At 64.2% G+C, this 21,653-nt stretch carries 22 protein-coding genes and 1 pseudogene; 7 read left to right on the top strand and 16 right to left on the bottom strand.

The window, feature by feature from the left end:
- Positions 1-125: 125 nt before the first annotated feature.
- The 6 genes from ACXJ7R_RS05885 to ACXJ7R_RS05860 all read right to left on the bottom strand — a co-directional run bounded on the left by ACXJ7R_RS05885 (position 126) and on the right by ACXJ7R_RS05860 (position 6,728).
- Positions 126-1,229, bottom strand: coding sequence for an ABC transporter ATP-binding protein (locus tag ACXJ7R_RS05885; RefSeq protein WP_457150977.1), 1,104 nt, complete (start codon positions 1,227-1,229; stop codon positions 126-128).
- A gap of 76 nt (positions 1,230-1,305) precedes the next feature.
- Positions 1,306-2,331: an ABC transporter substrate-binding protein gene (locus ACXJ7R_RS05880; protein ID WP_457150976.1), complete on the bottom strand. Its 1,026-nt coding sequence runs from the start codon at positions 2,329-2,331 to the stop codon at positions 1,306-1,308.
- Between the two features lie 52 nt (positions 2,332-2,383).
- Positions 2,384-3,382, bottom strand: a complete 999-nt coding sequence (gene araD1, locus ACXJ7R_RS05875) for an AraD1 family protein (protein WP_457150975.1) — start codon at positions 3,380-3,382, stop codon at positions 2,384-2,386.
- Positions 3,383-3,413: 31 nt separating this feature from the next.
- A complete protein-coding gene (locus tag ACXJ7R_RS05870) occupies positions 3,414-4,190 on the bottom strand; it encodes an SDR family NAD(P)-dependent oxidoreductase (protein WP_457150974.1) in 777 nt (258 codons plus the stop codon).
- Between the two features lie 13 nt (positions 4,191-4,203).
- Complete coding sequence (locus ACXJ7R_RS05865) at positions 4,204-5,931, bottom strand: IlvD/Edd family dehydratase (protein ID WP_457150973.1); 1,728 nt, start codon at positions 5,929-5,931, stop codon at positions 4,204-4,206.
- Positions 5,928-6,728: a FadR/GntR family transcriptional regulator gene (locus ACXJ7R_RS05860; protein ID WP_457150972.1), complete on the bottom strand. Its 801-nt coding sequence runs from the start codon at positions 6,726-6,728 to the stop codon at positions 5,928-5,930. The genes ACXJ7R_RS05865 and ACXJ7R_RS05860 overlap by 4 nt, the downstream gene beginning before the upstream one ends.
- 52 nt (positions 6,729-6,780) lie before the next feature.
- Here ACXJ7R_RS05860 and ACXJ7R_RS05855 point away from each other — a divergent pair, with 52 nt between their 5' ends.
- Positions 6,781-7,698 (top strand): aldose 1-epimerase, encoded by a 918-nt coding sequence (locus tag ACXJ7R_RS05855; protein WP_457150971.1) that lies wholly within the window; start codon positions 6,781-6,783, stop codon positions 7,696-7,698.
- A gap of 29 nt (positions 7,699-7,727) precedes the next feature.
- On the opposite strand, the gene ACXJ7R_RS05850 is transcribed toward ACXJ7R_RS05855, so the two are convergent.
- The 8 genes from ACXJ7R_RS05850 to pcaQ form a co-directional block, all read right to left on the bottom strand.
- Positions 7,728-9,173, bottom strand: coding sequence for an aldehyde dehydrogenase (locus ACXJ7R_RS05850; protein WP_457150970.1), 1,446 nt, complete (start codon positions 9,171-9,173; stop codon positions 7,728-7,730).
- 76 nt (positions 9,174-9,249) lie between these two features.
- Positions 9,250-10,035: a coniferyl-alcohol dehydrogenase gene (locus ACXJ7R_RS05845; protein WP_457150979.1), complete on the bottom strand. Its 786-nt coding sequence runs from the start codon at positions 10,033-10,035 to the stop codon at positions 9,250-9,252.
- 2 nt (positions 10,036-10,037) lie between these two features.
- Positions 10,038-11,096: a branched-chain amino acid ABC transporter permease gene (locus ACXJ7R_RS05840; RefSeq protein ID WP_457150969.1), complete on the bottom strand. Its 1,059-nt coding sequence runs from the start codon at positions 11,094-11,096 to the stop codon at positions 10,038-10,040.
- Positions 11,093-11,983, bottom strand: coding sequence for a branched-chain amino acid ABC transporter permease (locus ACXJ7R_RS05835; protein WP_457150968.1), 891 nt, complete (start codon positions 11,981-11,983; stop codon positions 11,093-11,095). The genes ACXJ7R_RS05840 and ACXJ7R_RS05835 overlap by 4 nt, the downstream gene beginning before the upstream one ends.
- On the bottom strand, positions 11,980-12,708 hold the full coding sequence (locus ACXJ7R_RS05830; RefSeq protein WP_457150967.1) for an ABC transporter ATP-binding protein: 729 nt from the start codon (positions 12,706-12,708) through the stop codon (positions 11,980-11,982). Before ACXJ7R_RS05830 ends, ACXJ7R_RS05835 begins: the two co-directional genes overlap by 4 nt.
- Positions 12,705-13,448: an ABC transporter ATP-binding protein gene (locus ACXJ7R_RS05825; RefSeq protein ID WP_457150978.1), complete on the bottom strand. Its 744-nt coding sequence runs from the start codon at positions 13,446-13,448 to the stop codon at positions 12,705-12,707. Before ACXJ7R_RS05825 ends, ACXJ7R_RS05830 begins: the two co-directional genes overlap by 4 nt.
- 21 nt (positions 13,449-13,469) lie before the next feature.
- Positions 13,470-14,786, bottom strand: a complete 1,317-nt coding sequence (locus ACXJ7R_RS05820; RefSeq protein WP_457150966.1) for an ABC transporter substrate-binding protein — start codon at positions 14,784-14,786, stop codon at positions 13,470-13,472.
- Positions 14,787-14,928: 142 nt separating this feature from the next.
- Entirely contained in the window at positions 14,929-15,846 is a 918-nt protein-coding gene (gene pcaQ / locus ACXJ7R_RS05815) for a pca operon transcription factor PcaQ (RefSeq protein WP_457150965.1), read from the bottom strand.
- A 93-nt stretch (positions 15,847-15,939) separates the two neighbouring features.
- On the opposite strand from pcaQ, the gene pcaD reads away from it, so the two are divergent.
- From pcaD to pobA, 6 genes are read left to right on the top strand one after another with little or no spacing between them, the layout of a single operon-like run.
- Positions 15,940-16,749 (top strand): 3-oxoadipate enol-lactonase, encoded by an 810-nt coding sequence (gene pcaD, locus ACXJ7R_RS05810; RefSeq protein WP_457150964.1) that lies wholly within the window; start codon positions 15,940-15,942, stop codon positions 16,747-16,749.
- Positions 16,742-17,149 carry a 4-carboxymuconolactone decarboxylase gene (pcaC, locus tag ACXJ7R_RS05805; RefSeq protein WP_095080935.1) on the top strand — a complete coding sequence of 136 codons (408 nt, stop codon included), beginning with the start codon at positions 16,742-16,744 and terminating at the stop codon, positions 17,147-17,149. Before pcaD ends, pcaC begins: the two co-directional genes overlap by 8 nt.
- On the top strand, positions 17,139-17,894 hold the full coding sequence (gene pcaH / locus ACXJ7R_RS05800; RefSeq protein ID WP_457150963.1) for a protocatechuate 3,4-dioxygenase subunit beta: 756 nt from the start codon (positions 17,139-17,141) through the stop codon (positions 17,892-17,894). Before pcaC ends, pcaH begins: the two co-directional genes overlap by 11 nt.
- The gene (gene pcaG, locus ACXJ7R_RS05795) at positions 17,894-18,508 is read left to right on the top strand and encodes a protocatechuate 3,4-dioxygenase subunit alpha (RefSeq protein ID WP_457150962.1); all 615 of its coding nucleotides are present in this window, start codon (positions 17,894-17,896) and stop codon (positions 18,506-18,508) included. Before pcaH ends, pcaG begins: the two co-directional genes overlap by 1 nt.
- Before the next feature lie 12 nt (positions 18,509-18,520).
- Positions 18,521-19,573 carry a 3-carboxy-cis,cis-muconate cycloisomerase gene (locus ACXJ7R_RS05790; protein WP_457150961.1) on the top strand — a complete coding sequence of 351 codons (1,053 nt, stop codon included), beginning with the start codon at positions 18,521-18,523 and terminating at the stop codon, positions 19,571-19,573.
- Complete coding sequence (gene pobA / locus ACXJ7R_RS05785; protein WP_457150960.1) at positions 19,573-20,745, top strand: 4-hydroxybenzoate 3-monooxygenase; 1,173 nt, start codon at positions 19,573-19,575, stop codon at positions 20,743-20,745. The genes ACXJ7R_RS05790 and pobA overlap by 1 nt, the downstream gene beginning before the upstream one ends.
- Here pobA and ACXJ7R_RS05780 read toward each other — a convergent pair.
- Positions 20,742-21,140, bottom strand: coding sequence for a GFA family protein (locus tag ACXJ7R_RS05780; protein ID WP_095080944.1), 399 nt, complete (start codon positions 21,138-21,140; stop codon positions 20,742-20,744). The genes pobA and ACXJ7R_RS05780 overlap by 4 nt on opposite strands.
- Before the next feature lie 294 nt (positions 21,141-21,434).
- A pseudogene (locus ACXJ7R_RS05775) lies at positions 21,435-21,653 on the bottom strand (NUDIX hydrolase); the annotation flags it as partial.

The raw sequence follows: 21,653 nt of genomic DNA, 5'->3' as shown, positions 1-21,653 counted from the left end.
GAAGAAGCTATAGCCGAGGAAGATCGCCAGCGGCACGAGSACGAAGAYSACCGGCAAGGCGAARGCCAGCACCGTCACCAGCAGCGACCATCGCCGTTCTGCGAGCGGTATCGTGCCGGTTCCGCTCATGCCAGCACCAGGTGACCTTCATGCGGCGCAAACGCGAGGGAGATCGTCGCGCCGGATTGCAGCGTGCTGCCGTCGACCCGGCTCGGCATGCGCAGCCGCAAGCGTTGCCCAGCATGGTCGGCGCCGACCGTGATGGTGGCAACGGTCGACGAGCCGGCGAAGGCCATGTCGGCGATCGTGCCGGAAAAGCGGTTGTCCGTGTCCTTTGCGTCGGCAAGGTGCAAGGCCTCGGGACGGAACGCAGCGAAGGCACTGGCGCCATCCGTCGCGGACTTCAAATGCGGCTGGTCACGGATCGAACAGACCAGGCGTCCGAGCGTCGTCTCGATCGATCGCAGTTCGCCCTGGACGGATCCAAGCTTTCCGGCCACTAGATTGTTTTCGCCGAAGAAGCGCGCCACGAACTCGCAATTCGGCTTGTAGTACAGCTCGTGCGGTGTGCCGAGCTGGCGGATATGGCCGGCCTGCATGACGCATATCCGATCGGCCATGCCGATCGCTTCTTCCTGGTCGTGGGTGACGAACAGGAAGGTGGTTTTGATTTCGCGCTGGATGGATTTCAGGAACTCCTGCATTTGCCGGCGCAGCTCCAGGTCGAGCGCTGCCAGCGGCTCGTCGAGCAGGATCAGGCGCGGCTGGCAGATCAGCGCGCGGGCCAAGGCGACGCGCTGGCGCTGGCCGCCGGAGAGCTGGGCCGGAAAGCGGTCGGTGAAACGCCCGAGCTGGACAAGCTCCAGCGCCTCCGCGACGCGGCGCGCAATCTCCTTGCGCGGCAGGTGGCGAACCGAAAGCCCGTAGCCGACATTGCCGGAAACGGTCAGATGCGGGAACAGCGCATAGTCCTGGAACACGGTGTTGAATGGCCGCCGGTTGATCGGCATGCGGCTGATGTCGTGGCCGTCCAGCCGGATCTCGCCCGACGTCAGTGGTTCCAGCCCGCCGATCAGCCGCAGCACCGTGGTCTTGCCGGAGCCTGACGGCCCAAGAACGGTCAGGAACTCACCGTCCTTGATCGACAGGTCGATGTCGTGCAGCACCGGAACGGTGCCGTAGGATTTCGAGACGGACCGCAGCGTCAAGAGGTCGGTGTTCTGGTTCATAGAATACTCTCGCATACGCTTCGGCGGTCCGGAACGTCCGGACCGCCGGGTCCTTCGAAGTCTTCGTGCGGAAAGATCAGGGCGTGGCCTTGATCTCGTTCCACATGTCCGACCGCTTCAGCGGATCCTCGACATTGTTGAGCCAGACCAGCTTGTCGTTGCCGCCGGCGCTGCCGGTCTCCGTCACCGTGTTGCCGAAACCAGTGCGCTCGGAAAGCTCGCCGCTGACCTTCTTGCTCAGCATAAAGTCGATCCATTTCTCGGCCGCCGCATTGTCGCGGACGCCCTTGGAGATGACCCAGTTGTCGAGCCAGGCAAGCGCGCCTTCGCTCGGATTGACGTAGGCGACATGGGCGCCGATCTTCTGCAGTGCCTTGACCTGCTGCTGGCCATAATTGGCCCAGATCAGTGCCACGTCATTGTTCTGATAGATCTGCTGCGCCTCGTCGGCGGTGGTGTAGAAGCTCAGCACATTGCGCTTGAGTTCGACCAACTTGGCCTTGACCGCCGCCATCTGTTCTTCATTCAGATTGAACGGATCCTTGTAGCCGAGCGTCAGCGCGGTGAACGAGAAATTGTGCTCGCCATTGTCATAGGCCAGGACTTTGCCTTTGTAGGCCGGGTCCCACAGGACCGACATCGATGTCGGTGCCGGCTTGACCTTGTCGGTGTCGTAGATCAGGCCGATCGAGTCGAAGCAGAACGGAATGCCATAGACCTTGCCGTCCTTGGTGACGCCGCTCACCGCCGTGAGATCGCGGAAGCGCGGCAGCACCTCTTTCTGGTTGGCCAGCTTCGTCACGTCGATCGGCGACACCAGATCGGCCTTGATGTAGCGCTGCAACTGGGCCGTGTTGACGGCGAAGACGTCGAAGTCCTGCCCTTCGCTGCCCTTGATCTTGGCCCAGATCTCGTCATCGCTGCCGATGAAGACGACATCGACGCCGACGCCGGTTGCCGCGGTGAAATCCTTGACCCAGTCCGGGTCGGCGTAGCCGTCCCAGGCCAGAACCCGAAGGTTCGCGGCCAAGGCTGCCGATGTCATCAGGCCGATGCCGAGGCCGATTGCCGCCATTCTTAGAAACAGTTTTTTCAGTCCCATTTTTAATCTCCCATTGTCGTTCTGGTGGACCGCAGTTTCCGGACCTTTGCCGTCACAGCTGGGTGACGGCGACCAGTCCCTCGTCCGGCACCGACTCCATCCGGTTGCGCAGTGGCTTTCCGAATGTCTGTGCCTGGATTTCATACTCGTCGCCGGAAGCCGTCTTGATGCCGGAGGCGTAGCTCATCACCGCCGCGCCGAAGAAGTAGGCATGCAGGTCGCCTGCTCTGCGGTGCATCGGGTAGCGGAAATGGAAATGTTCGAGATTGGCGATCGAGTGCGACATGTGCGCCTCGCCCGACAGGAACTCCTGCTCCCAGACGACGGCGCCGTCGCGCAGGATGCGGGAACGGCCGCGCACTTCATCGGGCAGGTCGCCGATCAAAAGCTCCGGGCCGATCGAGCAGGAGCGGAGTTTTGAATGGGCAAGATAGAGGTAGTTCTCGGCTTCCGTGACATGGTCGGAGTATTCGTTGCCGAGCGCATAGCCGATGCGATAGGGGCGGCCATCCGGCCCATTGAGATAGAGCCCGACGATCTCGGCCTCTTCCGCGCCGGCGCGCGCGAAGGCCGGCATCGGCAGCGCAGCGCCGGGCGGCACGACGCAGGTGCCGACGCCCTTGAAGAACCATTCGGGCTGGATTCCGATCTGCCCGGCGGCGGGTTTGCCGCCCTCGAGACCCATGCGGAAGATCTTCAGTGAATCGGATTCCTCGGCGTCCTCGCCATGCGTAAGCACATGCATCTTGTCGCGTGCCGCGGCGCTGCCGGTATGGGTCAGGCCCGTGCCGGTGACCAGGAAGCGCGCCGGTTCCGGATGGTCGACCGGGGCCAGCACGCGGCCGTCGCGCAACAGCTCGTCATAGTCGACCGTTGCAGTGCCCCTCCGCTTCTCGACAAGTGCGGCGATGGAAACGCCCTCAGCAATTGCCGCTTCGGCCAGTTCCAGCACGGTGCTGGTCTTTTCGAGCGGGTGCAGGTGATTGCCGTCGTCGGAGACGCGGCCAACCCGCCTGTTGCCATCGGGCATTCTGAACTGAACAAGACGCATGAGGTACCTTCTTCCCTTGAAGCCGTGCGGGTCACACCCAGCCCGCATCGACGATGAATTGCTGGCTTGTGCACATGCGGCTGTCGTCGGCGGCGAGGAACAGCGCCATGCGCGCTATATCGGAGGGCTGCAGCCGGTCGGGCAGGCACTGTCGCTCCTCGATCTGCCGCTCTCCGGCCGGGTTCAGCCACAAGCGCATCTGGCGCTCTGTCATCACCCAGCCAGGCACCATGCAGTTGACGCGGATGCGCTCGGGACCAAGCTCGCGGGCCAGCGCCCGCGTCATGCCGTAAACCGCCGCCTTGGCCGTCACATAAGCGGGGCAATCGGGATCGCCGACCATCCAGGTGATGGAACCGAAATTGATGATCGATCCGCCGCCCAGCGAGCTCATCTGCGGCCGCACCGCTTGCGCCGCAAAGAACTGGTGGCGCAGATTGACCGCCATGCGGTCGTCCCAATAGGCGACCGTCACGTCACTGGTTTGATGGCGATCATCGTTGCCGGCATTGTTGCACAGAACCTGGATCGGGCCGTTGTGCTGCATCGCTTGCACCGTTGCGGCCTGCAGTTGCTCGACGTTGCGCAGGTCGCAGGCAATGAACAGCGGCGCACGATGTCCATCAGCCGCGATCGCGTCGACCAGGCGCCGGGACGGCTCCTCGGCCCGATCGACAAAGGCAACGCGGCTGCCTTGCGCGCAGAAATGGCGCACCAGGCTTTCGCCGATGCCGCTGCCACCGCCGGTTATGAAGACGCTGCGGCCTTTGAGGCTGGGGTACGTGGCGTAGCCGCCGATTTCATCCATCGCGCGCGCCTCTCTAGTGGGAATGCCGGGGGATGCCGGCATCGCGCCGACCGACGAGAAAGTCGAAATCGCAGCCCTTGTCGGCCTGCAGGACGCGCTCGACATAGAGGCTCTGGTAGCCGCCTTCGGGCGGCGTCGGCGGCTGCCAGTTGTGTCGGCGGATAGCCAGTTCCTCGTCCGACACCAAAAGCTCCAGGCGCCGGCCGGCCACGTCCAGCTCGATGAGATCGCCATCGCGCACCAGCGCCAGCGCCCCGCCGGCCGCTGCTTCCGGTGCCACATGCAGCACCACGGTGCCGTAGGCGGTGCCGCTCATGCGCGCGTCCGAGATGCGCACCATGTCGGAGACGCCTTGCTTCAGCAGCTTGGCCGGCAGCGGCATGTTGCCGACCTCGGCCATCCCGGGGTAGCCACGCGGTCCGCAGTTCTTCAGCACCATCACTGAAGAGGCGTCGATATCCAGCTCCGGATCGTCGATGCGGGCGTAGTAGTGCTCGATGTTTTCGAAGACGATCGCCTTGCCGCGATGCTGCATCAGCTCGGGCGTTGCCGCCGACGGTTTGATGACCGCCCCGTTGGGCGCCAGATTGCCACGCAGGATCGAGATGCCGCCTTCCCTGGTCAGCGGGTCGCTCAGCGGGCGGATGACCTCGGTGTTGTAGTTGGGCGCGCCGTCGATCAACTCGCCAATGGTCTTGTTGCTGACGGTCATGGCGTCGCGATGAAGAAGCCCCACTTMATCAAGCGACGCCATGACCGCAGCCAGCCCCCCGGCATAGTAGAAATCTTCCATCAGGAACCGGCCCGATGGCATCAAATCGACAATGGTCGGAACGTCGCGGYCAAGGCGGTCCCAGTCATCGAGGCTGAGATCGACGCCTACACGGTTGGCGATGGCGATCAGGTGCAGCACTGCATTGGTCGAGCCGCCGATTGCGCCATTGACGCGAATAGCGTTCTCGAACGCTTGCCTGGTGAGAATCTGCGCGATCGTCACATCCTTGCGGACCAGCTCGACGATCTGGCGTCCGGCCATCTGGGCGAGCACGCCACGGCGTGAATCCACCGCCGGGATCGCGGCATTGTCCGGCATGCCGATGCCGAGCGCCTCCACCATGCTGGCCATGGTCGAAGCCGTGCCCATTGTCATGCAGCTGCCCGCCGACCGGCTCTGGCCCTGTTCGGCGGCCAGGAAATCGGCGACCGGCATGCGGCCGGCCTTCACCTCTTCGGCGAATTTCCAGACATGCGTGCCCGAGCCAATATCTTGTCCGCGGAACTTGCCGTTGAGCATCGGTCCGCCGGAAACGGTGATGGTCGGCAGATTGCATGATGCAGCACCCATGAGCAGCGCAGGCGTGGTCTTGTCGCAGCCGACCAGCAGGATGACGCCGTCGATAGGATTGCCGCGGATGGATTCCTCGACATCCATGCTGACCAGATTGCGAAACAGCATGGCGGTGGGGCGCATGTTGCTCTCGCCCAATGACATGACCGGAAATTCCAGCGRCAGGCCGCCGGCTTCATAGACGCCACGTTTGACGTGGTCGGCCAGGGCGCGCAGATGCGCGTTGCATGGTGTCAGTTCCGACCAGGTGTTGCAGATGCCGATCACCGGGCGGCCGTCGAAAGCGTCGGCGGGAATGCCTTGGTTCTTCATCCAGCTGCGGTGCATGAAGGCATTCTTGCCTTCGCCGCCGAACCAGGCCTCGGACCGCAGCTTGCGTTTGGTCTCGGTCACGAAGCCAGCTCCCGATTGGCGCGGCGCCTGTTGCGGTTCTCGACACTGCGGCGCACGTCTTCCTCGGCATCGTCGATGAGCACCAGCAGCGCCTTTTGCGCGCCGGCGGCATCGCGCGCGGCGATCTTCTCAGCCACTTCCCGGTGCAGCGGCAAAGAGTGGCGCTGTCCTTCCGGATTGTCGTTGGAGAGGCGGAAGCTCATCACCAGCGCGGTTTCGACCAGTGCAGCGAGCGAGCCGATCAGCTCGTTGCCCGTCATGCGCAGAATGGTCTGGTGGAAAAGCAGGTCAGGCTTGGCGAAGCGGTCGCCGTCGTCGACAACGGCTTCCATTTCGGCGAGCGCGGCGTTGATCTCGGCGATCTGCGCCGGCGTGGCGCGCTGCGCGGCGAGTGCGGCCGACATCGGCTCGATGGCCCGGCGCAGTTCGAACAGCGCCCGCACATCGTCGGCGCTGACACCTCTGGCGTAACGCCACGACAGGACGTCCGGGTCGAGGAAGTTCCAGTCGGAGCGGGGACGCACCCTTGTGCCGGTCTTCGGCCGCGATTCGACAAGCCCCTTGCCGGCCAGCACCTTGATCGCCTCGCGCAGCACCGTGCGGCTGACCCCCAGCATCTCGCTGGAATCGTCCGCATTGGGCAGTGCCTCGCCGGGCAGGAAATCGCCCTGCACGATGCGCAACCCGATCTGCTCGACAACCGTCGCATGCAGTGCCGTGGAGCCGCTGGAAACCGCGACGGCGACTCGCGAAGTCCGCGCCGTGCTAAAAGATTTCTTATTCTTCATACTATTCATATGATATGTCTTATAGCCGTGGCGATTGGAGTCAAGGGATGGGGACATGCCGATGACAAAGAATTCAGCAGCCGTTGTGGGGCAGCAACTGCTTTCGATCAGCGACGGCATTGCGACGGCGGAGATTGCTCCGGCCGCCGGCGGTGCGGTAGCGTCGTATCGCTGGCGGCAAGACGGCTCTGTCGTGGACTTGCTACGCCCGGCCGATCAGGCGGCGATCAGCCGCCGCGATGCCGGCGCCATGGCCTGCTTCCCGCTGGTTCCCTATTCCAATCGCATAAGGGGTGGTCGCTTCGCCTTCGCTGGTCGTACCGTCACACTGCCGACAAGCCCCGATGACCCGCATCATGAGCACGGCCATGGCTGGCGTCGGCCATGGACAGTCGGGCGACACGAACCCAGCGCTGTCGTCTTGCGCTATCGCCACGCCGCCGACTCCTGGCCATGGAGCTACGAGGCCGAGCAAGTCATCTCGCTGGCCGATGGCAGTCTGGGCATCACCATTTCGCTGCGCAATCTCTCGGACACGCCGATGCCGGCCGGGTTCGGCCTGCATCCTTATTTCCCATCGACGCCGTGGACGCATGTCCAGGCGCCGGTGTCCGGCATGTGGGAGACCGATGCGGACATCTTGCCAACCCGCCACGTCCTGCCGCCGGCCGGTGCCAACCCCACCACGGGCTTCGATGTGTCCGAGACGGACTTCGATACCGTCTTCACCGGATGGACGCGCCGGGCCCGGATTTGCTGGCCGGAACATGGACGGCAACTGGAGATCGAGGCCGAGATGCCGCTCGATTTCCTCGTACTCTACACGCCGCCCGGCGAGCCGCTCTTTTGCGCCGAGCCGGTCACCAACATCACCGATGCCTTCAACCGCGACGCGGGCATCGACACCGGCCGCATCGTGCTGGCGCCCGGCCAGATGCGATCCGCCAGTGTTCGCTTCACGCCCTCACAGGCGGCCTGACCGAAGTCGAACCGTCCAAAGGGGTCGGTTCAGAACGGATAATGCTGGCCCGGATCCTCGATCGTCACCCAGCGCAAATCGGTGAACTCGGCGATCGATGCCTTGCCGCCGAAACGGCCATAGCCCGAGCCCTTGACGCCGCCGAACGGCATTTGTGCCTCGTCGCCGACGGTTGGGCCATTGATATGGCAGATGCCGGCTTCGATGCGCGCGGCGACCGCCATGGCACGCTTGATGTCGCGGCTGAAGACGGCTGACGACAGGCCGTATTCGGTGTCGTTGGCGACACGCACGGCCTCGTCCTCGCCCTTGACCCGGATCACCGGCTTGACCGGCCCGAAGGATTCTTCGGCATAGACGCGCATGGCCGGCGTGACGTGGTCGAGCAATGTCGCTTCCACCACGGTGCCACTGCGCTTGCCGCCGGCCACGAGCCTGGCGCCCTTGGCGACGGCATCGGTGATGAGTTCCTCCATCTTGTCGGCCGCTTGGCTGCTGATCAGGGAGCCCAGTACGACATGGCCGCGTGGATCGCCCGCCGGCAGTTGCGACGCGCGTGCCGCGAGCTTGGAAACGAATTCATCGGCGACCTTTTCGTCGACGATCAGACGCTCGGTCGACATGCAGATCTGGCCCTGATGCATGAACGCGCCGAAGGTGGCGGCGTTGACGGCCGCGTCGATGTCGGCATCGTCCAGCACCAGCAACGGCGCCTTGCCGCCGAGTTCGAACAGCGCCGGCTTCAGGTGCCGTCCAGCGAGTTCGGCGATGATCCTGCCCACCTTGGTCGAGCCGGTGAAGTTGACGCGCTTGACTGCAGGATGCGCGACCAGCGCCTCGACAATGCCGGCGGCGTCCTTCGGATCGTTGGTGACGACATTGATGACGCCCTTCGGCAGGCCGGCCTCGACCAGCACCTGGCCGATCAGCCGGTGTGTGCCGGGGCACATTTCGGAAGCTTTCAGCACCACCGTGTTGCCGCAGACGATCGGCATGGCGATGGCGCGGGTGCCGAGAATGACCGGCGCATTCCACGGCGCGATGCCGAGGCACACGCCAGCCGGCTGGCGGATCGCCATGGCCAGCGTGCCCGGCTTGTCGGATGGGATGATCTCGCCCGAAATCTGCGTCGTCATCGCCGCCGCCTCGCGCAGCATGTTGGCCGCCAGCATGACGTTGAAGCCGGCCCACGGGCCGGTCGCGCCGGTCTCTTCCATCATCAGCTTGGTAAACTCGCCGACCTTCGAGGCCATGACGTCGGCCGCTTTGCTCAGCAAGGCGCGGCGCTCACCGGGCCCGGTCTTCGACCAGGCCGGAAAGGCGGCCGCTGCGGCCTCTACCGCGGCGTTGGCGTCAGCAATGCTGGCCGCGGCGGCGCGTGTCGCCAGCCTGCCGGTGAACGGGTCCATGCGCTCGTAGGACGCCGCACCTGAGGCAGCCCGTTCGTCGCCATCGATCAGAAGTCCGATGTCCATGACTGTCTCCATCCCTCTATTCTTGTTTGCCCATGATCTTTTCCGAAAACCGGTTCCCGCTTTTCAGGATCATGGTCTAGAATCCGAACATTTCGGCGTTGATCGATGCTTCGAGGCCACCATCGACCGGCACGTTGGCGCCGTTGATCCAGCGCGCGCCGTCCGAGCACAGGAACAAGACTACCGGTGCGATATCGCCCGCTGTGCCAGCCCGTCCGACCCTGGCAATGTCGCTGTCGACGCGGGCGTCGCCGAGCACGGTGCGGAACTGTTTGAGGATCGGTGTCTCGACCGGGCCAGGGCTTACCGCATTGACGCGGATGCCGCGGCGTTTGAACAGATCCTGGTGCGCCGCACGGAAGGTCCATAGCAGCAGCAGTTCCTTGGAGACGGGATAGCCTTCCTCGTTCCTGACTGCGTGGTCGCAGACCACCTCGGCGACATCGGGAAAACCTTCGATGCCGACCATCGAGGCGGCGCGATTGAGATGGGCGCGCCAGCCATAGCCGGCGATCGAGGCGACGTTGACGATGGCGCCGCCTTCGCGAAGTTTTGGCACAAGTCCTTCCGAAAGCGCCCGCAGCCCGAAGAAATTGACGGCCAGTGTCGCCGCCGCACCGGTGTTGCCGGAGAGGCCAGCGACATTGCAGAGTGCGTCGATACGCTGCGGCAGACGCGCGATGAGATCGTCGACACCAGCCTTGCTAGAGATGTCGGCCTTGACGAAGCTGCCAACCGCGGCAGCCGGCTCACGCACATCGACGCCGATCACATCGGCGCCGAGCTGGCCGGCGAGTTCCGTGGTGCGCGCCCCAATGCCGGAAGCGACGCCGGTGACAAGGATGGTCTTGCCGAAGAGCATGGTCATGCCTTTTCCTGATGCTTCGTGGTTTGTTGTGGCGTCGCGTCGTCATCTGCGGAGGCAGCTGCGAGCCTGACGCGATAACCGACCGGCAGCAGGCGAAGCCCAAAGCGCTCCTCGATCGTCCCCCACAGGCCGCGCGGCAGGAAAAGTGAGAAGACCACAGCCGTGGCGCCGAGCCCGACCAGGTACCAGACGCCGGTGCCGCCGAACCATGTCTCGATGAGGAAGAACACCAACGCGCCGAGAATAGCGCCCTCGAAAGTGCCGATGCCGCCAACCAGCACCATGAAGATCATGTAGGCGGTCCATTGCACGTTGAAGTAGGTCTTCGGCTGGAAGGTGATGGAGGTCGCCAGCCACAGCGCACCGGCAATGCCGATGCCGAAGGCAGCGAGCACGAACAGCAGCCGCTTGGTGCCGGTGACGCGCACGCCGACCGAGGCGGCGGCGTCCTCATTGTCCCGTATCGCGCGGATCGCGGCACCGGTGCTGCCGCGCAGCAGACCAAACAGGATGGCAAGCAGCGCGGTCATCGAGGCCAGCGCCAGCCAGTAGATCGTCGCTCGCCTCGTGCCGGCGTCGTAGACATTCAGCGAGATCAGCGAGGTGCCGGTTTCGCCCTGCACCAGCCGGTCGAGATTGACCAGCAGATGCGTCAGCGCGGCGATCACCCACATGCCGATGGCGAATTCGCCATTTCTCAGCCGCAGCATGACCAGCGAGAGCGGGATAGACACCACGCCAACGACAAGGCCCGAGGCGAACAGCGCCAGGAACGGGTTGAGGCCCGCATCGGCCAGCCGGATGGCGAAATAGGCGCCGAGCCCGAAGAACACCTGCTGGCCGACCGAGACCAGGCCGCCGAAGCCGGCCAGCGCATTCCACATCGCCGCCAGGATTACATAGATGAACAGTGCGGTCATGCGGTCGACCGCGCCGGCCGACAGGAACTGCGGCGCGATCGCCAGCAACGCGATGATGACGGCGACGGCCATCGCGGCGATCCGCGACGTCGCCGTGCCGCGCTCGATGACAGGCATGGTGGCGAGAGTGCTCATGACGTCTTCCCGAGGCGCAGCAGGCCGCGCAGGCCGAGGCCGGACGTGGACAGCCGCACAAAAAGGACGACGAGAAAGACAGCGTGGCCGCCGATCAGGAACCCCTGCGGATGCACTTGCGCGCCAAGCGTCTGCGCAAGCGCCAGCACGATGCCACCAATCAGCGTTCCCCACAGCGAACCGGCGCCACCGATCACCGCCGCCTCGAAAGCGAACAGCAATTGCGGCGCCCCGGCATAGGGATCGAAGGTGGCGCGCATGCCCAGGAACGCGCCGGCAAGACCGACCGTGACCATGGCGATGGCCGCGGCAATGGCGTTGGCGCGGCGGGCGTCGACACCGACCAGGCCGGCCGTATCGGGGTCTTCCGAGGTGGCGCGAATCGAGCGGCCAAGCCTGGTGTGCGTGAGGAACAATTGCAGCCCGCCGAGCAGGACAATTGCGGTGGCGAACATTATCACCGCGAGCTTGCCGACATATATGCTGCCTGGCCATTCCCAGGAATCATAGGACAGGCTGCCGATATAGGGCGCCAGCGAACGCGTGTCGGCGCCGAACTGCTCGAACAGCAGATTGTCGATGACGATGGCCAGGCCGAACGTCGTAAGGATCGGCAGCAGGGCTCCACCGCGCGCGCTGCGTTCGAGCAGGAAGCGCTGCAGCGCCCAGCCGATCGCCGCCATCAATGGCAGCACGATGAGCAGGCCGACAAAGGGCGAGACGTTGAATCGCGAGGCCAGCAACCACAGCGCATAGGCGGAAAACACGGCAAGGCTGCCATGGGCGAGGTTGATGATGCGCATCACCGAAAACATGAACGACAGGCCGCAGGCGATCAGCGCGTAGTAGCCGCCGAGTAGGATGCCCTGGATGATCTGGTTGCTCATGCGGGAACGCTCCCGGTGCTTTTCCGGGGCAGGCCGAAATAGGCCTTCGTCACCTCGTCGCGCGAAACCTCCTTGCTTGCTCCTTCGAGCGCGACACGCCCTTCGAGCATGCAGATCACCCTGTTGGATACAGCGAGCGCCCGGTTGAGGTCCTGTTCGACCAAGATGATCGTCGTGCCCGAAGCGATCAGCCCTTGCAACGCGGCGTAGACACGGTCGACGATCAGCGGCGACAGACCGAGCGAAACCTCGTCGAGCAGCAGCAGTTCCGGGTTGCTCATCAAGGCCCGGCCGATCGCCGTCGCCTGCTGCTCGCCGCCCGAAAGGTGGCCCGTCTTGGTATGGCGGCGCGGCTTGAGGTTGGGGAACATCTCGAGCACCTTGTCGACGCTCCAGTCGCCCGGCCGGCCGACGGTCCTGCCGAGCAGGAGGTTCTCCTCGACCGTCATCTGCACAAACAGTTTGCGTCCCTCCGGCACCAGCGCGATGCCCATGCCGACGCGCCTGTGCGACGGCACGCTGGTGAGATCGGCGCCGTCGAGCAGCACGCGGCCGGCGGCCGGCTGATGCGCCCCGGCGATGGCCCGGAGTAGCGTCGTCTTGCCGGCGCCATTGGCACCGACCAGCGCCAGCGTCTCGCCGCGTTCGACGGTCAAGCTCACGCCGCGCACCGCCTGCAGCAGGCCGTGCCGGACAACCAAGTTCTCGACCGACAGCAGGCTCATTTCGGGCCTCCGCCGAGATAGGCACGCACGACCTCGGGGTCGGCCATCACCGCTTGCGGCTCGCCATCGGCGATGATCTTGCCGGCATCCATGCAGATCAGCCGCTCGGCCACCTGCAGCAGGATATGCACGATGTGCTCGATCCAGACGATGCCGATCTTGCGCCGGCGCAATTCCTTGATCGTGTCGACAAGTTCGCCGGCTTCGCCATCGGTCAGTCCGCCGCCGATCTCATCGAGCAGCAGCAGCCTCGGTCTTGCGGCAAGCGCCCTTGCCAGTTCCAGCCGCTTGCGGTCGAGCAGCCCGAGCGTTTCGGCGCGCCGGTTGGCGACGCCCAGCATGCCGCACAGTTTCAGCGAGCCGAGCGCCTCTTCATAGGCCTCGTCGCGGCCGAGACCGGCGCCGTGCGAGGCGGCGACGAAGACATTCTCGAAGGTGGTCATACCGCTGAACGGCTTTGGCACCTGGTGCGTGCGCACCAGGCCGAGCCGGCAGCGCTGCGTCGCCGGCAGTGCGGTCACATCGCCACCCCTGAAGCTGACAGTGCCCGAGCTTGGTGGAAAAGCTCCGGCAAGCACGCTGAGCAGCGTCGTCTTGCCTGCACCGTTCGGGCCGACAATGCCGACCGCCTCGTCGGCGGCCATGGTGAAGTCGACGGCATCCAGCACCACGAGTGCGCCGAAGCGCTTGTGGATAGCGGCGGCGGCGAGGATCGCCTGTTGTTGCGGATGGGTCACCAGGCGATCCTCGTCAGCGGTCCATCAGCCGTTGTAAGGCACAAGCTTGGCTTCGATGGGCACTTTCGGGTCCGTTGCATTCTCGGTCACGACATAGTCGAGCGGGAACTTGGCTCCTTCCTTGGCGGCCACCCATTGCGTGCCGATGATCGGGCCGGGCGAGACATTGGCCACCGGGCCGCTGGTGAAGTCGACCTTGCCGATCATCGTCTCGGTCTTGAGCTGGCTCAGCGCCTTGGCCACCGCGGCCTTGTCCTTGGCGTCGCTGCTTGCCTTCAGCGCTTCGAAGCCGGCGTCGAGCAGCGACATCGAGGCGCCAAGCTGCTGCGTCCACTGCTTGCCGCTCGCCGCCTCGTAGCCGTCGGCCAGCTCGGTTCCCGAAACGCCGGTCAGCGGCGACTTGTAGGGGAATGCCTTGTGCCAGTAGGCGGCACTCGAAATCTTCATGCCGAGATCGCCTAGCGCTTCGATATCCGAGGGGAACAACCCGGTCTTGGCGACCTGGCAGATCTTGATCTGCTTGATCAGCCCTTGCTGTGCCGCCTGTCGCCAGAACGCCGCGAAGTCCGGCGGGATCGGGAAGGAATTGAAGATCTCGACGCCTTCCTGTTTGAACAGCGCGATCTGCGAGGAATAGTCGGTGGTGCCGGTTTCATAGGCGCCGGGATCGACGATGGTGAACCCCTGCTTGGCCAGCAGTGGCGCCAGATTGGCGCGGATGGCGTTGCCGTCGGCGTCGTTCGGATACATGACGCCGACCTTTTTGTTGGTCTCGATCAGGTTCCACTGCGAGATGTAGGTCTTGAAGAACTCGCCGACGCCGAAGCCGAAATGATAGGTCCATTTGAACGGCGAGGGCGCGCCGGGCTTGGCGCCGCGGCCGAAGTACCAGGCCTCCCAAGGCATGACTGTCGACAGGCACGGCACCCCTGCGGCTTCGCAGGCGTCGGCCACCGGGTTGATCACCTCGGGCGTCGACACCGCCAGCATCAGGTCGATGGCCTGGTTGTTGATCAGGTCCTTGGCCAACTGGCCAGCGCGCGACGGGTCGGACTGCGTATCCTGGTCGAGGATTTYGACGTTGTACTTCTTGCCGCCCAGGTCGAGGCCGCCGGCCAGCGCCTTGCGGGCCAGGTCGAGCACGTAGCCGTCGGTCTGGCCGAAACCGGCGAGCGGCCCAGTGCGCGGACTGACGAAGCCGACCTTGAGCGTGTCGCCTGCTTGAGCAAAGGCGCCGCGGCCGCCAAGCGCGAGCGCCGTGCCGCCGGCAATCGATGTGGCGATGAACTGGCGTCGCGATAGGCCCGGAATTGTGGATCTGCTGCCAATGGCGTGGGTCATATTTTCCTCCCTCTGTGGCTCCTCCATCGTCACAGTGCACCACCGGTTTGGTTCGGTAAAATGATATTTTGCGGTGTTTCATTAACCCCTGGGTTAGGAAACTGCCCGGCCGAGACGACGTCCGGTTGGAATGTCCGAGACGTCAGCTGCATTGCCTTGCCGCTTCGCGGATGGTCTGCAGCAGGATGGAGAAGGCCGGCGAGGGCGCCGTGTCCGTCCGCATCGTCAGGCCGACCGGGCCCTTGGTTTCCTCGGTGTTGACCGGCAAGGCGACGAAGGCACCGCTGCCCAGTTCATTGGCAACGACGCCGGCCGAAATGATCCAGACGGCATTGCTCTGCCGCAGGAAGGCGCGACCGAACGAGTCCGAGACGGTTTCGATCTCGGTTGCCGGCGCGGTCATGCCGTTGGTGATGAACAGCCGGTCGACGAAGGGACGGATGACGGATTCCCGCGTCGGCATCAGCATCGGGAATTCGTCGAGGCGCGCGAACACGTCCCGCTCGGGATCAAGCAGCGGATGTCCCGCTCGCACCACGAACAGCACCTGTTCGGAGTAGAGGTGCTCGAAGAAGAAGCCGGTCATGTTCTCCGGCGCTGCCAGCCGCCCGACAACGAGATCGAGCGCGCCGGTGCGCAATTGTTCGAGCAGCACCGCGTTCTCGCCGGTGACGATCTTGATCGCCGCCCCGGTGCCCTCCTTGAGGAACAGGGTCATGGCAAGCGGCATCACCCGCGCCGACACCGTCGGCAGCGCGCCGATGCGGATCGGGTGCCGGTTGACCGCCCCATCCTGCCGAACGGAATCGACGCCTTGCTTGAGCGCCGTGATCGCCGTGCCGGCATGGCGAAGGAAGATCTCGCCGATGCGCGTCAGCCTGATGCCGCGGCCATCGCGTTCGACCACCGCGACGCCGAGCGCCTCTTCCAGTTCGCGCAACGTCTTGGTCACCGCCGGTGGGCTGACATGCAGCAAACCGGCCGCTCGCGCCACGCTTCCTTGCCGTGCAACTTCCAGGAATGCCTGCAGGTGACGGAACCGGATGCGGCTCTCGGACATGGATTTGATAACCCCTAAGTTAATGAAACGGCGCAAAATATCATTTTACCGAACCAAATGCCTTGTGCAATGTGGAGATGGAGGATCGAAATCGTGCCATTCGTCACCATTGGCGGCATCACGCTGCATCACCGTCACGTCAGGGCGAACGGCAGTGCGCGCCCGATCGTGTTCATCAATTCGCTCGGCACCGACTTCCGGATCTGGGACGAAATTGTCTCGGCTCTTGATGGGGAAATGCCCTTGCTGGTCTATGACAAGCGCGGCCACGGCCTGTCCGACATCGGCGACATCTGGTCGATCGACGATCATGTCGACGATCTCTCGGCGCTCCTCGATCATTTCGGGTTGGAGAAGGTCGTACTGTGCGGCCTGTCGGTGGGCGGCATGGTCGCGCAAGGCCTCTATGCCCGGCGACCCGAGATCATCGAGGCCATGATCCTATGCGACACGGCCCACAAGATCGGCACGACGGACAGCTGGAACACGCGCATCGCAACGGTCGAAAGCAAAGGGATCCAGGAGATTGCCGATGGTGTGCTCAAAGTGTGGTTCACCCCCAGCTTCCACGCAACGCGTTCAGCCGAGCTCGACGGCTACTGGAACATGCTGACCAGGCAGGCGCTCGCCGGCTATCTCGGGACATGCGCGGCCGTTCGCGACGCCGATTTCACCGAGGCCGCGCGCCGTATCTCCGTACCGACGCTTTGCATCGCCGGTGATCAGGACGGCTCGACGCCTCCCGATCTTGTCCGCTCGCTGGCCGCTCTCATTCCTGGCGCGCGCTTCGAGATCATCCGCGACGCCGGACATATTCCCTGTGTCGAACAGCCCGAAGCACTTGTCGCCCTGATCCGCCATTTTATCGCATCGCTTGCCCTTGGAGCCGAAACCCATGGATGAAGTCCCCGGCAACACCGCCAGATATCGCACGGGCCTTGGCGTACGGCGGTCCGTGCTCGGCGATCCGCATGTCGACCGGGCCGAGGTCGCCGCCACCGGTTTCGACCAGCCTTTCCAGGAGCTGATCACCGAGGCCGCCTGGGGGACGGTGTGGGCACGGCCGGGCTTCACCAAGCGCGAGCGCTCGATCGTCACGCTGGCGCTGCTGGCAGCACTCGGCCATGATGAGGAGGTCGCCATGCATGTGCGCGCCACCGCCAACACCGGTGCCTCGCGTGACGACATCTGCGAAGCGTTCCTGCATGTCGCCATCTATGCCGGCGTGCCGGCCGCCAACCGTGCCTTCAAGATCGCCAAGGACGTGTTTTCGGAAATGGACGGAGCCAAGAATGCCCGCTGAGTCCGGATCGAACCGGAGGCCCGAGACAGGCGCCTTCTTCCAGCGCGACCGGACATGGCATCCGCCGGCGCTGACGCCGAACTACAAGACTTCCGTACTGCGTTCGCCGCAGAAGGCACTGCTCGCCTTCGACAACACGCTTTCGGAGATTGCCGGCCCGCTCTTCGGTCACGCCATACTCGGCGAACTCGACGCCGACCTGATCCACAATTTCGCCAGACCCGGCGAGAGCGCCATCGGCGAGCGCATCATCGTCCATGGGCGGGTGCTCGACGAACGTGGCGTTGGCGTGCCCGGCGCACTGCTCGAATTCTGGCAGGCCAATGCCGGCGGCCGCTACCGCCACAAGAAGGACGGCTACCTGGCGCCGCTCGACCCGAACTTCGGCGGCTGCGGCCGCGCCATCACGAGTGAGGATGGCGGCTATGCCTTTCGCACCGTCAAGCCCGGTCCCTATCCCTGGCCGAACGGGCCGAACGACTGGCGGCCATCGCACATCCATTTTTCGGTCTTCGGCCATGGCTTCGCGCAACGGCTGATCACGCAGATGTATTTCGAGGGCGACCCGCTGATCTGGCACTGCCCCATCGCGCGCGGCATTCCCGACAAGGCAGCGATCGAAACGCTGATCGCTGCGCTCGACATGCAATCGACTATCCCCTTCGACGCGCGCGCCTACAAGTTCGACATCGTGCTGCGCGGGCGCCGCTCCTCGCTGTTCGAAAACAGGCTGGAGGGCAATTGATGGCCCAGTCGCTCGACCGGCTCAGGGAAAGCCCCTCGCAAACCGCGGGACCCTACGTCCATATCGGGCTGACGCCGAATTTCTGCGGCATCGGCGGCGTCTACCCGAGCGATCTTGGCGCCGCCATGGTCAATGATAAGACCAGGGGCGAGCGCATCGGCCTGCGCATCCGCGTGCTCGACGGCACCGGCACGCCGCTCAAGGACGCGCTGATCGAGATCTGGCAGGCGGATGCCGACGGGCTATACAATTCGCCGGCGGAACTGCGCGGCACGGCCGATCCGAACTTTTTCGGCTGGGGCCGCTGCCCGACAGACATGGACACCGGCCGGTGCACGTTCGACACCATCAAGCCGGGTCGCGTGCCTTTCGCCGATGGCCGCCTGATGGCGCCGCATATCACGCTCTGGATCGTCGCCCGTGGCATCAATCTCGGCCTRCACACACGGCTCTATTTTTCCGACGAGGAGAAGGCCAATGCGCAGGATCCGATCCTGGCGCGCATCGAGCACCGCATCCGCGTGCCGACGCTGATCGCCGAGCGCACCGGCGATATTTATGTCTTCGACGTCCATCTCCAGGGGGAGAAGGAAACGGTCTTCTTCGACAGCTAGGAGGCCCGCGCCATGACCGTTTCGCCCTTCGACCATCCATTGCTCTCCGCTCTTCTCGGCGACGAGGAAGCGAGCCGGCTTTTTTCCGTCGAGGCGGAAATCGAGGCGATGCTGGCCTTCGAGCGCGCGCTGGCGGAAGTGGAGGCGGAAAACGGACTGATCACGGGGGAGGCGGCAGCAGCCATCGTGGCTGTGCTCAGCACATTCCGGCCCGACACCGCCTTGCTGCGCGCCGGTGTCGCCAGGGACGGCGTCATCGTGCCGGAACTGGTGCGCCAGATCAGGGCGGCGGTCGGCGAACCGCATGGTGCCTCCGTTCATTTCGGCGCGACCAGTCAGGATGTCATCGACACCGGCCTGATGCTTCGGCTCAAATCCATCGTCGAACATCTTGGCCTGCTGTTGACCGAAACCGGCATGCGCCTCGCCTCGCTCGAAGAGCGTTTTGGGGGCAGGGCGCTGACCGGGATCACCCGCATGCAGAACGCTATTCCCATCCGGGTATCGAATCGCGTGGCAGCATGGCGGGCGCCGCTGCAACGACACCAGGAGAGGCTGGTGGAACAGTCGAGGCGCCTGTTGGTGGTGCAGTTCGGCGGCGCGGCCGGCACGCTGGAAAAGTTGGATGACAAGGGGCCGGCGGTGCGCGCGGCCCTCGCGGCAAAGCTTGGCCTTGCCGATGCGCCGCAATGGCATAGCCAGCGCGATTCGCTCGCCGATTTCGCCGGCTGGTTGTCGCTGGTGACGGGCAGCCTCGGCAAGTTTGGCCAGGACATCGCCTTGATGGCGCAAGGCGGCGCCGACATCGAAATCTCTGGCGGTGGCGGCTCGTCGGCCATGCCGCACAAGCAGAATCCGGTAAAGGCCGAGGCGCTGGTGGCGCTTGCCCGTTTCAACGCCACGCAGCTTTCCGGCATACATCAGGCGCTGGTGCATGAGCAGGAGCGCTCCGGTGCTGCCTGGACGCTGGAATGGCTGCTGCTGCCGCAGATGGTGGTGGCGACAGCCGCGTCGCTGCGCCTTACCGCCGAACTGGCCGGGCAGGTCGAAAGCCTGGGACGCTGATGCGCACGCAGATCCTCATTGTCGGGTCCGGACCGTCCGGCCTGCTGCTTGGCCAGCTTCTCGGCACGATCGGCATCGAGACGGTCATTCTGGAGCGCGCCAGCCGCGAGCATGTGCTCGGCCGCGTGCGCGCCGGTGTGCTCGAACAGGGTACCGTCGAGTTGCTGGAGGAAGCGGGTGCCGCGGCACGGCTGCACGCCGAAGGGCTGCCGCATTCCGGCATCTCGCTCGCCTTCGACGGACGTCTGCACCGCATCGACATCGAGGCGCTGACCGGCGGCAGGCATGTCACCGTCTACGGCCAGACCGAAGTGACGCATGATCTGATGGACAAGCGCGATGCGGCAGGACTGACCACGATCTACGAGGCGGCAAACGTCACGCTGCACGATTTCGACGGCAAGGCGCCTTTTACCACCTATGACAAGGACGGCGTCACCCATCGCATCGAGTGCGATTTTATTGCAGGCTGTGACGGCTATCACGGCGTCAGCCGCAAATCGGTGCCTGAGCGCGCGCTGAAGACCTTCGAGCGCCACTATCCGTTCGGTTGGCTCGGCGTGCTGGCCGAAGTGCCGCCGGCCGACCACGAACTGGTCTACGCCAACCATGAGCGGGGTTTTGCGCTGTGCTCGATGCGCTCGACGCATCGCAGCCGCTACTATGTCCAGTGCCCCGAGGGCGACCGCGTCGAGGCGTGGTCGGACGACCGCTTCTGGGACGAGTTGCGCCGCCGCCTGCCGGAGCAGACGGCRGCAAGCGTCGTCACCGGCCCATCCTTCGAGAAGTCGATCGCGCCGCTGCGCTCCTTCGTTGCCGAGCCGCTGCGTTTCGGCCGGCTGTTCCTGGTCGGGGACGCCGCCCACATTGTGCCGCCGACCGGCGCCAAGGGCCTCAATCTCGCCGCCAGCGATGTACGCTACTTGTTTGCCGGTTTGCGCGACTTCTACCGTGACAAATCGATGGCCGGCATCGATGCCTATTCAGGCAAGGCGCTGGCACGGGTCTGGAAGGCGGTGCGCTTTTCCTGGTGGATGACGACGATCCTGCACCGCTTTCCCGACACCGGCGATTTCGGTCAGCGCATCCAGGAGGCCGAGCTCGACTACCTCGTACACTCGCGTGCAGCGTCGACTGCGCTCGCCGAGAACTATGTGGGCCTGCCTTACTAGTTTTTCGTATAGTCAGGCCCAAACCGTGTCGGCAGGCCGTCGGCGAGTTTCAACCAAGGGAGCTTCTCCTCAAAAGCGACATGCAGTGTGGGTGCAAATTTTTCCGGCTCCTCCATCGCTGCGGCAAAAAAATGCATTACACCGGACATGTTCTTTGAGCGGAAGGACAGCGGCGAGCCACATTCATCGCAAAATGTTCTTTCCACACCGGGAGAAGAGTTGAATACCTTCGGTGGCTTGCCCAGCCATCGCCATTGGCTGTCCAAGACGCCAATGTAGGTGGTCATCGGCGCAGAACATTGGCGCCGACAACTTTCACAATGACAGCTCACGCATGCTTGTGCCGGGCCATCGACTTCGAAAGCAATAGCGCCACATAAGCAATGACCGCGCATGCAAATTCTCCTTGAGTCAACTGACCTGACCAATAATTTGTACCGGGAGCAGTAAGAGAGTCGCCATGAGATACGCCGAGCTGGCGCTCAATTGCGACATTCGGCGCTAGTGATTGTTCTCGCGTGCGCGGGGAGTTGTTTTGGCCTTGGCGGCCATCAGATTGGCGCTTCGCCTTTATGAGTCCGCGGCCTGATGCATGTCGCCCAAAAGTGGTCCCGGTCTTGGGACAACGACATGCATAAAACATAGCCTCAAAGCGCGGCGCGCTATATGGGCCGCATCGCCGGCGATCTTCATTCAGCGTCTTTTTGCCTGGCAAGATCCGACAGCATCGGCCGCTGCCCCTTGAGGATCTTGACCTCGGCCTCGGGCAAGGTGAACCAGCCGGCCCTGTCGACTTCCGGGAATTCCTTCATTGATCCCGACCTTGGCGGCCATTCCATGGTGAAGGTGTTGCTCCTGATGGCTGCCACATCGATGTCGATACGCGCCTCGACGGACCACGCCATGAC

This window comes from Mesorhizobium sp. P5_C1, from assembly GCF_054049815.1.
The sequence above is the reverse complement of the archived record's forward strand: the minus strand, read 5'-3'. Positions and strand labels throughout refer to the sequence as shown.